This is a genomic window from Citrobacter sp. (assembly GCF_050252275.1).
GTDB lineage: Bacteria > Pseudomonadota > Gammaproteobacteria > Enterobacterales > Enterobacteriaceae > Citrobacter_A > Citrobacter_A amalonaticus.
In genome coordinates this window covers 30555-45082 of record NZ_JBFWLF010000002.1, presented here as the reverse complement: position 1 = coordinate 45082, position 14528 = coordinate 30555, and the positions used below count along the sequence as shown (strand labels likewise).

11 protein-coding genes are annotated in these 14528 nt (G+C 56.4%); 5 read left to right on the top strand and 6 right to left on the bottom strand.

The window, feature by feature from the left end; translation table 11 throughout:
* The first annotated feature begins 88 nt into the window (after positions 1–88).
* The 3 genes from ptsP to gldA are packed head-to-tail and all read left to right on the top strand — an operon-like array spanning position 89 to position 4380.
* Complete coding sequence (gene ptsP, locus AB7E14_RS00455) at positions 89–2590, top strand: phosphoenolpyruvate--protein phosphotransferase (RefSeq protein WP_316962756.1); 2502 nt, start codon at positions 89–91, stop codon at positions 2588–2590.
* 11 nt (positions 2591–2601) lie between these two features.
* Complete coding sequence (gene fsa / locus AB7E14_RS00450) at positions 2602–3264, top strand: fructose-6-phosphate aldolase (protein ID WP_042998940.1); 663 nt, start codon at positions 2602–2604, stop codon at positions 3262–3264.
* A gap of 12 nt (positions 3265–3276) precedes the next feature.
* On the top strand, positions 3277–4380 hold the full coding sequence (gene gldA / locus AB7E14_RS00445; RefSeq protein WP_054176975.1) for a bifunctional L-1,2-propanediol dehydrogenase/glycerol dehydrogenase: 1104 nt from the start codon (positions 3277–3279) through the stop codon (positions 4378–4380).
* Positions 4381–4424: 44 nt separating this feature from the next.
* On the opposite strand, the gene AB7E14_RS00440 is transcribed toward gldA, so the two are convergent.
* The 4 genes from AB7E14_RS00440 to AB7E14_RS00425 form a co-directional block, all read right to left on the bottom strand.
* The gene (locus AB7E14_RS00440; RefSeq protein WP_042998938.1) at positions 4425–5330 is read right to left on the bottom strand and encodes a DMT family transporter; all 906 of its coding nucleotides are present in this window, start codon (positions 5328–5330) and stop codon (positions 4425–4427) included.
* A 108-nt stretch (positions 5331–5438) separates the two neighbouring features.
* A complete protein-coding gene (gene katG / locus AB7E14_RS00435) occupies positions 5439–7619 on the bottom strand; it encodes a catalase/peroxidase HPI (RefSeq protein WP_042998937.1) in 2181 nt (726 codons plus the stop codon).
* A 165-nt stretch (positions 7620–7784) separates the two neighbouring features.
* Positions 7785–8675, bottom strand: coding sequence for a methylenetetrahydrofolate reductase (gene metF, locus AB7E14_RS00430; RefSeq protein ID WP_042998936.1), 891 nt, complete (start codon positions 8673–8675; stop codon positions 7785–7787).
* A gap of 157 nt (positions 8676–8832) precedes the next feature.
* On the bottom strand, positions 8833–9738 hold the full coding sequence (locus AB7E14_RS00425; RefSeq protein ID WP_316962758.1) for a LysR family transcriptional regulator: 906 nt from the start codon (positions 9736–9738) through the stop codon (positions 8833–8835).
* An 87-nt stretch (positions 9739–9825) separates the two neighbouring features.
* On the opposite strand from AB7E14_RS00425, the gene AB7E14_RS00420 reads away from it, so the two are divergent.
* The gene (locus AB7E14_RS00420; protein ID WP_316962759.1) at positions 9826–10197 is read left to right on the top strand and encodes a carboxymuconolactone decarboxylase family protein; all 372 of its coding nucleotides are present in this window, start codon (positions 9826–9828) and stop codon (positions 10195–10197) included.
* A gap of 91 nt (positions 10198–10288) precedes the next feature.
* Here the strand turns inward: AB7E14_RS00420 and metL are convergent, their stop codons facing one another.
* A complete protein-coding gene (gene metL / locus AB7E14_RS00415; protein ID WP_042998933.1) occupies positions 10289–12721 on the bottom strand; it encodes a bifunctional aspartate kinase/homoserine dehydrogenase II in 2433 nt (810 codons plus the stop codon).
* Positions 12722–12723: 2 nt separating this feature from the next.
* Positions 12724–13884 carry a cystathionine gamma-synthase gene (metB, locus tag AB7E14_RS00410; protein ID WP_316962760.1) on the bottom strand — a complete coding sequence of 387 codons (1161 nt, stop codon included), beginning with the start codon at positions 13882–13884 and terminating at the stop codon, positions 12724–12726.
* Positions 13885–14161: 277 nt separating this feature from the next.
* Between metB and metJ the strand changes: the two genes are divergently transcribed.
* Entirely contained in the window at positions 14162–14479 is a 318-nt protein-coding gene (metJ, locus tag AB7E14_RS00405; protein WP_042325599.1) for a met regulon transcriptional regulator MetJ, read from the top strand.
* The last annotated feature ends 49 nt before the right edge of the window (positions 14480–14528 follow it).

The following is a 14528-nucleotide window of genomic DNA, read 5'->3' as shown; positions in this document are numbered from 1 at the left end:
TGTCCAGTTTTTGGCAGAATTGTCACATGGCAGCGAACAAGCAAGGCCTTTTATGCTGTAGGCAGAAAACCGTTATGGGAGAAAGGCAATGGCCCTGATTGTGGAATTTACCTGTGAGCTGCCCAATGGCGTCCATGCACGCCCGGCAAGCCATGTTGAGACCCTGTGTAACACCTTTACTTCACACATTGAGTGGCACAACCTGCGAACCGATCGTAAGGGCAACGCCAAGAGCGCGCTGGCGTTGATTGGCACGGATACGCTGGCTGGCGACCCCTGCCAGTTGCTGATTACGGGAGCAGATGAAGCCGATGCCCATCAGCGCCTGAGCCTGTGGCTGCGCGACGAGTTCCCCCACTGCGATGCCCCGCTGGCAGAAGCCAGTAACAGCGAATTAGAACCACTACCGGTTTCACTGACTCACCTGAACCCGCAGCTTTTCCGCGCCCGTAGCGTTTGCAGTGGTAGCGCGGGCGGTATCCTGACGCTTCTCTCTTCGCTGGATCTCAACGCGCTCGGCGAACTCCCTGTGGCAGGCGATGTGGAAAGCGAGCAGTCGGCGCTGGATCGCGGCTTAACGCTGCTGGTAAAAAACATTGCGTTTCGTTTGCTCGACAGCGACGGCACCACCAGTGCGATTCTGGAAGCCCACCGTTCGCTGGCGGGCGATACCTCCTTGCGTCAGCATTTGCTGGCAGGCGTTTCTCGCGGCTTAAGCTGCGCGCAGGCGATTGTCGACAGCGCCAACCATTTCTGCGATGAGTTTGCCCATTCCAGCAGTCGCTATTTGCAGGAACGCGCGCTGGACGTGCGCGACGTCTGTTTCCAGTTGCTGCAACACATCTACGGCGAAAAGCGCTTTCCGGCACCGGGAAAGCTGACCCAACCCACCATTTGTATGGCGGATGAGTTGACGCCCAGCCAGTTCCTGGAACTGGACAAAACGTTCCTCAAAGGACTGCTGTTGAAAAGCGGCGGCACCACTTCGCACACGGTGATTCTTGCTCGTTCATTCAACATCCCCACTCTGGTCGGTGTCGCGATTGACGCTTTAACCCCGTGGCTGCAGCAAGAAGTTTATATCGATGGCAATGCAGGAGCGTTGGTGGTCGCGCCTGATGAACCAGTCAGCCGCTACTATCAGCAGGAAGCCCGTGTACACGAGGCGCTGCGCGAGCAACAGCGCGTCTGGCTGACCCAGGAAGCGCGCACGGCCGACGGCATTCGTATGGAAGTTGCCGCCAACATTGCTCACTCCGTGGAAGCGCAGGCGGCATTTGGCAACGGCGCGGAGGCGGTTGGCCTGTTCCGCACCGAAATGCTGTATATGGATCGGCTCAGCGCTCCGGACGAGAACGAGCTGTACAACATTTTTTGCCAGGCGCTGGAATCCGCACAGGGGCGCAGCATTATTGTGCGTACGATGGATATCGGCGGCGATAAGCCCGTTGATTATCTGAATATTCCTGCTGAAGCCAACCCGTTCCTCGGCTATCGCGCCGTGCGTATCTATGAAGAGTACGCCGCGCTGTTTACCACTCAGCTCCGGTCGATCCTGCGCGCATCGGCGCACGGAAGCCTGAAAATTATGATCCCGATGATCTCCTCAATGGAAGAGATCCTGTGGGTGAAAGAGAAACTGGCGGAAGCCAAACAGCAGCTTCGCAATGAACAGATCCCATTTGATGAGAAGATCCCGCTCGGCATTATGCTGGAAGTCCCATCAGTGATGTTCATCATCGACCAGTGCTGTGAAGAGATTGATTTCTTTAGTATTGGCAGCAATGACCTGACGCAATACCTGTTGGCCGTTGACCGCGATAACGCCAAAGTGACCCGCCACTACAACAGCCTGAACCCGGCCTTTCTGCGCGCGCTGGATTTCGCGGTGCAGGCGGTGCACCGTCAGGGGAAATGGATCGGCCTGTGTGGCGAGCTCGGGGCAAAAGGTTCCGTTCTGCCATTGCTGGTCGGGTTGGGGCTGGATGAAATCAGCATGAGCGCCCCCTCCATTCCTGCCGCTAAAGCGCGAATGGCGCAGCTCGACAGTCGCGCCTGCCGCCAATTGCTGAATCAGGCGATGGCCTGTCGCACGTCGCTGGAAGTGGAGCATCTGCTGGCGCAGTTCCGCATGTCACAGCAGGATGCCCCACTGGTCACCGCCCAGTGCATCACCCTCGACAGCGACTGGCGTAGCAAAGAAGAGGTAATCAAAGGGATGACCGACAACCTGCTGCTCGCCAGCCGCTGCCGCTACCCCCGCAAACTGGAAGCCGATCTGTGGGCTCGTGAGGCAGTATTCTCTACCGGGCTGGGCTTCAGCTTCGCCATTCCGCACAGCAAATCTGAACACATTGAGCAGTCCACTATCAGCGTGGCACGCCTGAAAGCGCCTGTCCGCTGGGGAGATGACGAGGCGCAGTTCATCATCATGCTAACGCTCAACAAACACGCGGCGGGGGACCAGCACATGCGTATTTTCTCACGCCTGGCCCGTCGCATTATGCACGAAGAATTTCGCAATGCGCTGGTGAATGCCGCGTCTGCCGACGCGATTGCCAGCCTGCTGCAACATGAGCTTGAACTTTAAGAGGAAGCAAAATGGAACTGTATCTGGATAGCGCCAATGTGGCGGAAGTCGAACGTCTGGCCCGCATCTTCCCTATCGCCGGGGTGACGACCAACCCGAGTATTATCGCGGCAAGCAAAGAATCCATCTGGGATGTTCTGCCGCGTCTGCAAAAGGTGATTGGCGAAAACGGCGTTCTGTTTGCCCAGACCATGAGTCGCGATGCGCAGGGAATGGTGAACGAAGCTAAACGTCTGAACAATGCCGTTCCGGGAATTGTGGTGAAAATCCCGGTAACCTCTGAAGGACTGGTCGCCATCAAGCAGTTGAAAAAAGAGGGCATAGTCACCCTGGGAACCGCCGTGTACAGCGCCTCTCAGGGACTACTTGCCGCGCTGGCGGGGGCAAAATATGTCGCGCCTTACGTCAACCGCGTAGATGCCCAGGGCGGAGACGGTATTCGCACCGTTCAGGAATTACAGACGCTACTGGAACGTCATGCCCCGAAAAGCAAAGTGCTGGCCGCCAGTTTCAAGACCCCGCGCCAGGCGCTGGACTGTCTGCTGGTGGGCTGTGAAGCAATCACCCTTCCTTTAGATGTAGCGCAACAAATGCTCGATACCCCTGCGGTAGAGTCAGCTGTTGAGAAGTTTGAGCAAGACTGGAAAAACGCATTCGGTAACATCAACCTGTGAGGGAAATAAGGTATGGATCGCATTATTCAATCCCCTGGTAAGTACATCCAGGGTGCAGATGTCATCACTCGTCTTGGCGAATACCTCAAGCCGTTGGCTGAACGTTGGCTGGTTGTTGGCGACAAATTTGTTCTCGGTTTCGCTCAGGGCGAACTGGAAAAAAGCTTTAAAAACGCAGGACTGGCGCTGGAAGTCGCGCCGTTTGGCGGTGAATGCTCGCAAAACGAGATCGACCGTTTGCGCAGCGTGGCGGAAAATGCGCAGTGTAGCGCGGTGCTCGGCATCGGCGGCGGTAAAACGCTGGATACCGCCAAAGCCCTTGCCCACTTTATGAACCTGCCTGTGGCGATCGCCCCGACCATCGCCTCAACGGATGCGCCCTGCAGCGCGCTTTCCGTTATCTACACCGATGCTGGTGAATTTGACCGTTATCTGCTGCTACCGCACAACCCGCATATGGTTATCGTCGACACCAAAATCGTTGCCGGCGCCCCGGCGCGTCTGTTAGCCGCAGGGATTGGTGATGCGCTGGCCACGTGGTTTGAAGCACGCGCGTGTTCACGCAGCGGCGCGATCACCATGGCGGGCGGCAAATGCACTCAGGCGGCGCTGGCGCTGGCTGAACTGTGCTACAACACGCTGCTCGAAGAGGGTGAAAAAGCAATGCTCGCCGCCGAGCAGCATGTCGTGACCCCGGCGCTTGAGCGCGTGATTGAGGCCAACACCTATCTGAGTGGCGTCGGTTTTGAAAGCGGCGGTCTGGCTGCCGCGCACGCGGTTCACAACGGTCTGACGGCGATCCCGGATGCGCATCACTATTATCACGGTGAAAAAGTGGCCTTTGGTACGCTGACGCAGCTGATTCTGGAAAACGCGCCGGTTGAAGAGATTGAGACCGTTGCCGCACTGTGCCATTCCGTCGGTCTGCCGATTACGCTGGCGCAACTGGATATCAAACAGGATATCCCGGCGAAGATGCGTATTGTGGCAGAAGCCTCCTGCGCGAAAGGCGAAACCATTCACAACATGCCTGGCGGCGCTACGCCGGATCAGGTTTATGCCGCACTGTTGGTTGCCGACCAGTACGGTCAGCGCTATCTGCAAGAGTGGGAATAACGCGCTCTACACTCCCGGCCTCGCCGGGAGTGTTTCTTATCTCATCAGGCCTGTTCGACCACCTGCACCTCACGCTTTTTCCGGCTGACAATTGCCAGCGCCATAACGATCAGCACAATTCCCCCACCCTCAACGGGACCGGGGTTTTCACCAAGCAGCCACCAGGAAAACAGCACGCTACAGACCGGCACCGCCAGGGTGCTTAAGCTGGCGATACTGGCAGGCAAATTCTTCAGGACAAACAGCCACAAACTCCAGGCCAGCGCCGTCGCCAGAATCGCGCTATATCCCAGCGCCCAGAGGACCACCGGCTGCCAGTCAACTTCCCGCTGCGGCACCAGCCAGGCCACCGCACTCATCACCAGCGCGGCATACAACATCTGCCAGGCCGTTAACGACAGCAAATCGACGCGTGGATGGCGGGTATAAAGACGTTTAGCGACAATGGCGCTCGCTCCCCAGCTGACTCCGGAGAGAATCGCCAGCAGAGCGCTTTTCAACGTTGATAAATTCAGTTGCCACGGTTGCAGCACCAGCAGTAACCCTATTGCGGCAATAGCAATCGCGGCGTATTGCAGGCGTCGCAGTCGCTCACCCAGAAACAGCGCCGCCAGAATGACGACCCAAAACGGCATAGTATAGGTCAGGATAGCGACTTTCCCCGCCCCGCCGCTGACCAGCGCCCACTGACCGAAGCCAATCATCCCGCAGGTCTGCAACAGCGCAATCGCCAGCGTAAACCGAAACGGCGTCGGGCGCAGGCCACGGCCGCGCAAAAGGAGGACGAGGAATAATATGAAGGCTCCGAAGATACAGCGTAATGCAGTGAAGTCGAACGCGCCGATATAGCTCGTGACCTGCTTCATAAAAATCCAGCTATAGCTCCAGATAAGGGTAAGCAAGATAAGACCACCGATTGCCAGTGGATTGCCCTTTCCTGAGACAGACATGATAGATCCAGTAGATTGACGTTTCCTGCGGACACTATACCCCTACAAATACACTTCAGCGACTGCAAGCCGTCGCTGAAGTGGGGTCAGATTACGTCAGGGATGGGCTTACTGCAGGTCGAAACGGTCCAGGTTCATCACTTTCACCCATGCCGCGACAAAGTCCTTCACGAACTTCACGTGCGCATCGCTACCGGCATACACTTCCGCCAGAGCACGCAGCACCGCATGAGAGCCAAAAACCAGGTCCGCACGAGAAGCGGTGTATTTCACTTCACCTGTCTGACGATCGCGACCTTCAAACTGTTCGTTTGACTCATCAACCGGTTTCCATTCGTGACGCATATCCAGCAGGTTGACGAAGAAGTCATTGCTGAGTACACCCGGACGATCGGTAAAGACACCATGTTTACTGCCGTCGTAGTTCGCGCCAAGCACGCGCAGACCACCCACCAGCACGGTCATTTCTGGTGCGGTCAGAGTCAACTGCTGCGCTTTATCGATCAGCAGAGACTCTGTTGTTGCCACGCCAGGTTCACCGCGATAGTTACGGAACCCATCGGCGATCGGTTTGAGGAGCTCAAACATCTCAATATCTGTCTGATCCTGACGCGCATCCACACGACCAGGCGTAAACGGCACATGAATGCTGACACCTGCAGCGCTGGCGGCTTTTTCAACCCCCACGACACCGGCAAGAACAATGATATCGGCCAGCGACGCTTTAGCGGAATCACGCTGGATTTTCTCCAGAACCGGCAGCGCACGCGTAGCAATCGCATTGACATCCCAGCCGCGCTGCGGCGCTAATGCCAGACGCGCACCGTTCGCCCCACCACGTTTATCTCCCCCGCGGAAGGTCGACGCAGACGCCCACGCAACGGACACCAGTTCACCGACAGAAAGACCGGAATCAGCAATGGCAGACTTCAGGCTCAGGATATCTTCTTCCGTTGGATTGAAGGTGGGTTGCGGCAGCGGGTCCTGCCAAATCAGATCTTCTTTTGGCACTTCCGGACCGATGTAACGCGCTTTCGGCCCCATATCACGGTGGGTCAGTTTGAACCACGCACGGGCGAAGGCTTCGTTAAACGCCTGCGGATCGTTCAGGAAACGGCGGGAAATTTTTTCGAATTCCGGATCAAAACGCAGCGTCAGGTCGGTGACCAGCATCGTCGGCTTACGTTTTTTCGACGGGTCGAATGGATCAGGAATGATTTCTGGCGCATCGACTGCTTCAAACTGGATGGCGCCAGCCGGACTGCGCGTCTGTACCCACTCATATTTGAACAGGTTCTCGAAGAAGTAGTTGCTCCACTGGGTTGGGGTTTGCGTCCAGACCACTTCCAGTCCGGATGTAATCGCATCCGCGCCCACACCGCTACCAAAATCACTTTTCCAGCCTAAACCCTGGTTTTCGATCGGTGCCACTTCCGGGTCCGGGCCGACGTGCGTCGCCGGGCCTGCGCCGTGGGTTTTCCCTAATGTGTGACCGCCGGCAATCAACGCAACGGTCTCTTCGTCGTTCATCCCCATGTTGCCAAAGGTTGCACGAATCGCTGAAGCCGCCGAAAGCGGTTCACCGCTGGCGTTAGGACCTTCCGGGTTAACATAGATCAGCCCCATCTCGGTGGCGGCTAAAGGACGTTTAGCCAGTTCTTCCGGGTCACGGTGGGCAAGCCACGTTTTCTCATCGCCCCAGTTTACATCCAGATCCGGTTCCCAGACGTCCTCACGACCCGCACCGAAACCAAAGGTACGGAAGCCGGAGTTTTCCAGCGCAACGTTACCCGCCAGAATAAACAGGTCGGCCCAGGAAATTTTTTGTCCGTACTTTTGCTTGATTGGCCACAGCAGACGACGCGCCTTGTCCAGACTCACGTTATCCGGCCAGGAGTTCAGGGGAGCAAAACGCTGCTGTCCGCGACCTGCGCCGCCGCGTCCGTCAACGGAACGATAGGTACCAGCCCCGTGCCAGGCCATGCGGATAAACAGACCGGCATACGTTCCCCAGTCAGCAGGCCACCACGGTTGAGATTCGGTGAGAAGCGCTCTGAGATCGCCTTTCAGCGCGGAATAATCTAATTTGCTGAATTCTTTGCGGTAATCGAAATCTTCACCCAGCGGGTTTGAGCGATTGGAATGTTGGTTTAACAAGTCGACGCGGAGCTGGTTAGGCCACCAGTCACGGCTGGTTGTTCCTGCTCCAGCGCTCTGGTCATGGCCGCCCTGATGAAAAGGACATTTTCCGGCGGACGTCGGGTTATGGATATCGTCTGGCGTGCTCATCTATATGCTCCCTTTACAGTGTTTACATTACGATATACACCTACAGAGATAAGATATAGTCGAAAAAATCCACAGATTCGATAGCCGATACCTTTTATATTTTTAGTTACAGAGATGTAGATCAAAATGAGGTGTAATAAAGCCCTCCGGGGAGGGCCGAGGCATTTAGATACCGGGTCTGACACCCAGGGTGTGGCAAATGGCATAACTCATTTCAGCGCGGTTAAGTGTATAGAAATGAAAGTCTTTTACGCCTTCTCGGCTTAAAATTTTCACCATGTCCATGGCGATATTTGCTCCCACCAGCTTACGGGTTTCCGCATCGTCATCGAGGCCATTAAACATCTGTGACATCCACGCCGGAATGCGCACATTGGTCATATCGGCAAACTTCTTCGCCTGCTTAAAGTTCGAGACCGGCAGAATGCCAGGGATGATTTCCACGTCGATACCCGCAGAGACGCAGCGGTCACGAAAACGCAGGTAGCTTTCGACGTCAAAGAAAAATTGGGTAATGGCGCGGTTCGCCCCGGCATCCACTTTACGTTTCAGGTTGAGCAGATCCGCCTGCGCGCTTTTCGCTTCCGGATGCACTTCCGGGTAAGCAGCGACGGAGATATCAAAGTCGGCCACCTCTTTCAGCAGGCTCACCAGGTCGGCAGCATACATATCGGGCTTACCGCTGCCTGCCGGCAAATCGCCACGCAGCGCAACAATGTGTCGGATTCCGTTGTTCCAGTAGTCCTGTGCAATAGTACGCAGTTCATCGCGGGTCGCATCAATACAGGTCAGGTGCGGTGCGGCTTCCAGACCGGTGCGATCTTTAATCCCTTTGATGATGCTGTGCGTGCGATCGCGTTCGCCAGAGTTGGCGCCGTAGGTTACCGAAACAAACTTCGGCTTCAGGCTGCTCAGGCGATCGATGGAATTCCACAGGGTTTGCTCCATTTCACTGGTGCGCGGCGGGAAAAACTCGAACGAAACGTTAATCTGACCCTGGACTTCCGCCAGGCTCTGATTCAGGGCTTCCCGCTGGTTGGCGTGAAAAAAGCTCATACCTTACCTCATCAATCGCTTGTCATTATATGTTGTGTTGTGAACATCTATCCGTTTAGACGTCCAGATGTAAAAATGACGGAAAAGCACGATGACGTCAACTGAAAAATCATCGTTGATGGTGAGGAAAAGTCAGGGAAGATGAAAAAAATTCACGTTAGTCGGCTATACCGGCGGACAGCATCATGCTTTTCAGCCATTGTAAGCGGGCAGCGTTCTCCGGCAACATCGCCAGCCCCGCCTGAATGCTGAGTTCACCCTCGCTCAGTGGACGAAAAACCACGCCCTGACGCTGAATAGCGGCAAAGGAAGCAGGGAATAAGCTCAGACCATCGCCATGGGCTATTCGCGCCAGCAGAACGTCATGCTCCAGCGGCTCTTCAAGACAGGCAGGAGCGTAACCCACACGCTTAAAGCGTGCCCGCGTAGCGTCAAAGAAGGCCGGATTTCGTTCCCGGCTAAACCAGAACAGCGGCCGGTGATTAAGTGCTTTCAGGGAGAGGGTGTCACTGCCAGCCTCTGACCAAATGGCAGGTAGCGCTGCGATGAGCGGCTCACGCCAGTCGAGCGGCGTGACGGCAAGTCCTGCGGTCTCCAGCGGCAACGCCACCACGGCAGCATCCAGTTTTCCGCGTCGCACCTGACGTATGAGATCGGGCGAGCCCTGGCGCACAAGACGCAGGGTATCAACACGGGTATTCAGTTGCGTTTCTAGCGCGGCGAAAACGCCCTGCTCAAATGCCGTCGTCAGCCCCAGACGCAACGACTGCACGCCGTCTGGCGCAAGCTGATTCAGGGCCGCATAGGTTTTATCCTGCTGTTCCAGCAGCGGACGCACGATCTCCAGCACGCGCAGCCCCTCATTCGTCAGCGTCAACCCTTTGGTATGACGGACAAACAGCGTCACCCCCAGACGTTCTTCAAGCTGGCGTATATGGCGGCTAAGCGGCGGTTGCGACATAAACAGTCGCAGGGCTGCCCGGCTCATGTTGTTCTCTTCCGCCACCACGGCAAAGTAACGCAGCAGGCGAATATCCAGAGAGTGCAGAAGCGGTGTTGTCATACCGAAAAGGTATCACGGAAACGGTATTATCCAAATCATTCCACCCACCCTATCCTCACGTCATCACTAACAGATGAGGAAGACACTATGCAATCAGAACGCTTTATCACCGGTCAGAACATGCTACAGCAGGTTGATGGCAAAGGAGGCGATGCCGTCGTCGAGAGCCTGAAGGACATCGCTCCCGACTTCGCTCGCTATCTGATTGAGTTTCCTTTTGGCGACATTTATTCCCGCCCCGGACTGGATTTACGCAGTCGGGAAATCGCCACCCTCGCCGCCTTAACCGCACTGGGCAACGCCGCACCGCAGTTGAAGGTTCACATTGCTGCCGCGCTGCATGTCGGGTTAACGCAGGAGGAGATTATTGAGGTCATGATGCAGATGGCAGTGTATGCCGGTTTCCCGGCGGCGCTGAACGGTCTGTTCGCCGCAAAAGAGGTGTTTGCTGGTCGGTAACACGCCGGACAGGATGCTGAAGCATCTTATCCGGCCTGAATTACGCCCGAACCATCGGCCGGATAAGCGCACAGCGCCATCCGGCAAAAAACTACAGCAGCTGCGCCAGACGGTTAATATCCGACTGAATCGCCCCGGCAGTGACGTCACGCCCGGCACCGGGCCCGCGGATCACTAACGGGTTATCGCGATACCAGCGGCTTTCGATAGCAAAGACGTTATCGCACGGCAGCAGCGCTGCCAGCGGATGCTCCGGGCGAACCGCTTCCACGCCAACACGCGCTTTGCCATTGGCGTCGAAACGCGCCACATAGCGCAGTACCAGCCCCATTTCACGGGCCGCTTCCAGACGCTGCACCATCTGATCGTTCAGCTCATCGCCATTCTCAAAGAAGTGGTCGATTGAGCCTTCTTCACAATGCGCGGGAACCAGCGACTCAACGCGGACCTGATCCGGCTCGATGTCGTAGCCTGCTTCGCGTGCCAGAATCACCAGCTTGCGCATCACATCTTTACCCGACAGGTCAACGCGCGGATCCGGCTCCGTCAGTCCCTGTTGCCAGGCCTGATCCACCAGATCGGTAAACGGCACAGAGCCATCAAACTGCAGGAACAGCCAGGACAGCGTGCCGGAGAAGATCCCGCTGATCGACAGGATGGTGTCGCCGCTGTCGATCAGATCGCGTACGGTGTGGTTGATCGGCAACCCCGCACCCACGGTCGCGTTATACAGCCAGTGGCGCCCGGTCTTATCAAACGCGTCGTGGATCTGGCGATACTTATTGCTGGTGCTTGCACCGGCCAGTTTGTTCGCACTAATCACGTGAAAACCGTGGCTGGCAAAGTCGAGATACTGATCGGCGAGCTGTTCGCTGGCGGTCACATCCAGCACCACCAGATCGTCATACGGATGCGCGCGCATCCACAGGAACAGCGACTCTTCATCCTGTTCAATGGCTTCATCATTGAAGAACGCCAGCGCCCGGCTGGCGTCCAGCCCTTCGTAGTTCAGCAGGCTGCGACGGCTATCCACCACCCCGGCCAGCACAAATTCAAATCCGGTACGCGCCGAGAGCGTGCTCTGCTCGCGGGCAAACAGCTCAAGCCAGCGGGAGCCGATGTTGCCCTTGCCGAAAAGCACAAGGCCGATGCGTTTTTCAGCGCGGAATATGGACTGATGCAGACCCTGAATCAGGCTCTCCGTTGGGCCGGTACGCAGTACGGCCACCAGGCTGATGCCCTCTTCCGACTGCCAGGTAAATTCTACCGGCTGTCCTTTCAACTGTTGCCAGAAACGATGGCAGTGCAGCGGGTTACGGGTGACGCCTGCGCCCACCATCGCCACCAGCGCCAGCCCCTGACGCAATCGCAGTTCACCCGGCAGACCGGCTTCATCGAGGATTCGCAGGGCACTGTCGGCCACTTCCGAGGTATAGCAAAACTGCAGCAGATGACGATCGGTATGGACGCCAACGGCCAGCGGACGCACCTGTGCACGCTTGAGGACCTGATCGATATCTTTATGCGCCTGCTTAAAGTCATGGCTGGCGGGCACCTGAAATTCAATCAGGCAGACGTCATCATGGCTGGTCACGATACGCGCACCGGTCCCGGAAGCTAATACACGCTCAATGCGCGTGGAGCCTTGATCTGGCGTATAACTACAGCGCAACTGAAGATCGATATCGCTGCCAGAAACCGGCTGCAGCGTACGGGCGTGCAGAACCGGTGCCGCCAGACGCGCCAGCTCGCTGGCTTCATCCAGACGCAGCAGCGGCAGCAGGCAGGCATCTTTGACTTTACGCGGGTCTGCGCTGTAAACCCCGGCCACATCACTCCAGATGGTGACGCGAGACACTCCTGCCAGCGCACCGATCTGCGTGGCGGAGTAGTCAGAACCATTACGGCCCAGTAGCACCGTTTCACCCGCATTACTACGACTGATAAAACCGGTCACGACCAGACGTTTCTGCGGATGCTGGATCAGCAGTTGCTGTAATAACGGGTAAGAAAGCCCTTCATCCACCTGCGGTTGCGCAGCGCGCTCAGCGCGTAAGAATTCACGCGCATCCAGCCAGGCCGACTCCATGCCCTGCTGATTGAGCACAGCCGACATCAGACGCGCTGACCATACTTCACCGTGGCCCACGACTTCCGCATAAACGGCGTCATTCACGCCGCTGTCCAACAGATTGGCCAGACGTTCCAGATCGCTGATAAACAGGCTGGTTAATGCCTCCGCCACGTCGGCGGGAAGCAAGCCGCTAATCAGTTCACACTGATAGCGTCGCAGGGTCTGTTGTACCTGATGCGCAGAGAGGCGATCGGTCTGACTTAATTTCAGCCAACTGATCAGTTGGTTGGTCGTACTGCCCGCAGCGGAAACCACCATCATGTCGTCAGGCTGTGAGTATTCCGCCATGATGCCCGCGACGCGCAGATAACACTTCACGTCAGCCAGACTACTACCACCAAATTTGTGCAGTTGACGACCCTTCGCCCCTGCCTGCGCAATCACACTCATGTTTACCCCTTGTTTGCAGCCCGGAAGCCATTTTCCAGGTCGGCAATTAAATCTTCGCCATCTTCAATACCCGTGGAGATGCGCAGCAGCGTCTCGGAGATCCCGGCGGCCGCACGCGCTTCTGGCGCCATGCCAGCATGCGTCATCGTTGCGGCGTGAGAGATTAAGCTTTCCACTCCCCCTAAAGATTCCGCCAGCGTAAACAACGACAGCCCACTCAGGAAACGACACAGCGTCTGCTCATCGCCATCCAGTTCAAAACTCAACATTGCGCCAAAGCCTTTCTGCTGACGCGCGGCAATGTCATGCCCCTGATTTTCTGGCAGCGACGGGTGATACAGCTTTTTCACCAGCGGCTGGGTTTGCAGGTAATCGACGATCGCCTGTGCATTACGCTGCGCCACTTCCATGCGCGGCGACAGCGTACGCAGCCCGCGCAGCAGCAGGTAGCTGTCAAACGCGCTGCCGGTCACACCGATATTATTCGCCCACCAGGCCAGTTCAGTGACGATCTCCGGATCTTTGGCTATCACCACGCCCGCCACGACGTCAGAGTGACCATTCAGATATTTCGTGCATGAATGCAACACCAGATCGGCGCCCAATGCCAGCGGATTTTGCAGCGCCGGGCTTAAAAAAGTGTTATCGACAACGCTGACGGCCCCGGCTTCACGTGCCAGTTGACAGATTTTCGCAATATCCACCACGCGTAACAGCGGATTACTCGGACTTTCTACCAGCACCAGTTTAGGTTTTTCTGCCAGCGCGGCCTGCAACGCCTGCTCATCTCCCTGATCGACAAAGCGCACGCGATAGCATCCGCGCTTCGCCAGGCTGTCAAACAGGCGGTAGCTGCCGCCGTAGCAGTCATGTGGCGCAACCAGCAGATCTCCGGGCTTCAGGAACACGGTCGTCACCAGATGAATCGCCGACATACCGGTATTGGTCAGTACCGCACCCGCACCGCCTTCCAGTTCGGCCAGCGCACGCTGAACCACATCGCGCGTCGGGTTGCCGCGGCGGGAGTAGTCATGGGCGCGCGGCTCATTAAAACCGGTAAAATTATAGGTACTGGAAAGGTGAATCGGCGGAACGACGCAACCGTACTGTTCGTCGTCATTTAACCCGCTACGCACTGCGATGGTGGCCTGTTTACGCGTCATGTTAGGGTGTTCCTGAGCTGAGTCGATGAAATGTCAGGTCCCAGAGTAAACAGGTTCACAATAGACGTCAATACATCTGGACATCTAAACTTCTTTGCGTATAGATTGAGCAAACTGGAAATAGCCGTTAAAATTATCTGCATTAGCGCACAACTACAGGTGCTTAATCCGTGTCACGGTATCGCCTGTACGGTAAACTATGCGGAATTACGGTGAGTAACCATACGAGAAGTGCGGTCTTACCCCATATTAATGACGAAGAGGATTAAGGTATCTCATGGCTGAATGGAGCGGCGAATATATCAGCCCATACGCTGAGCACGGTAAGAAGAGTGAACAAGTAAAGAAAATTACGGTTTCCATTCCTCTGAAGGTGTTAAAAATCCTCACCGATGAACGCACGCGTCGTCAGGTGAACAACCTGCGTCACGCCACCAACAGCGAGCTGCTGTGTGAAGCGTTTCTGCATGCTTTTACCGGACAACCCCTGCCAAACGATGCCGACCTGCGCAAAGAGCGCAGCGACGAAATCCCGGAAGCGGCAAAAGAGATTATGCGTGAACTCGGCATCGACCCGGAGACGTGGGAATATTGATGCAGAAAAGAGCAGAAGCCACGCTTCTGCTTTTTTTCATGGTGATTAT

Excerpts from the sequence above, each read along its gene's own strand:
- AB7E14_RS00440 (WP_042998938.1), bottom strand. The coding sequence starts at position 5,330 with ATGTCTGTCTCAGGAAAGGGCAATCCACTGGCAATCGGTGGTCTTATC.
- katG (WP_042998937.1), bottom strand. The coding sequence starts at position 7,619 with ATGAGCACGCCAGACGATATCCATAACCCGACGTCCGCCGGAAAATGT.
- metJ (WP_042325599.1), top strand. The coding sequence starts at position 14,162 with ATGGCTGAATGGAGCGGCGAATATATCAGCCCATACGCTGAGCACGGT.
- AB7E14_RS00425 (WP_316962758.1), bottom strand. The coding sequence starts at position 9,738 with ATGACAACACCGCTTCTGCACTCTCTGGATATTCGCCTGCTGCGTTAC.
- metL (WP_042998933.1), bottom strand. The coding sequence starts at position 12,721 with ATGAGTGTGATTGCGCAGGCAGGGGCGAAGGGTCGTCAACTGCACAAA.
- ptsP (WP_316962756.1), top strand. The coding sequence starts at position 89 with ATGGCCCTGATTGTGGAATTTACCTGTGAGCTGCCCAATGGCGTCCAT.
- AB7E14_RS00420 (WP_316962759.1), top strand. The coding sequence starts at position 9,826 with ATGCAATCAGAACGCTTTATCACCGGTCAGAACATGCTACAGCAGGTT.
- metB (WP_316962760.1), bottom strand. The coding sequence starts at position 13,884 with ATGACGCGTAAACAGGCCACCATCGCAGTGCGTAGCGGGTTAAATGAC.
- fsa (WP_042998940.1), top strand. The coding sequence starts at position 2,602 with ATGGAACTGTATCTGGATAGCGCCAATGTGGCGGAAGTCGAACGTCTG.
- gldA (WP_054176975.1), top strand. The coding sequence starts at position 3,277 with ATGGATCGCATTATTCAATCCCCTGGTAAGTACATCCAGGGTGCAGAT.
- metF (WP_042998936.1), bottom strand. The coding sequence starts at position 8,675 with ATGAGCTTTTTTCACGCCAACCAGCGGGAAGCCCTGAATCAGAGCCTG.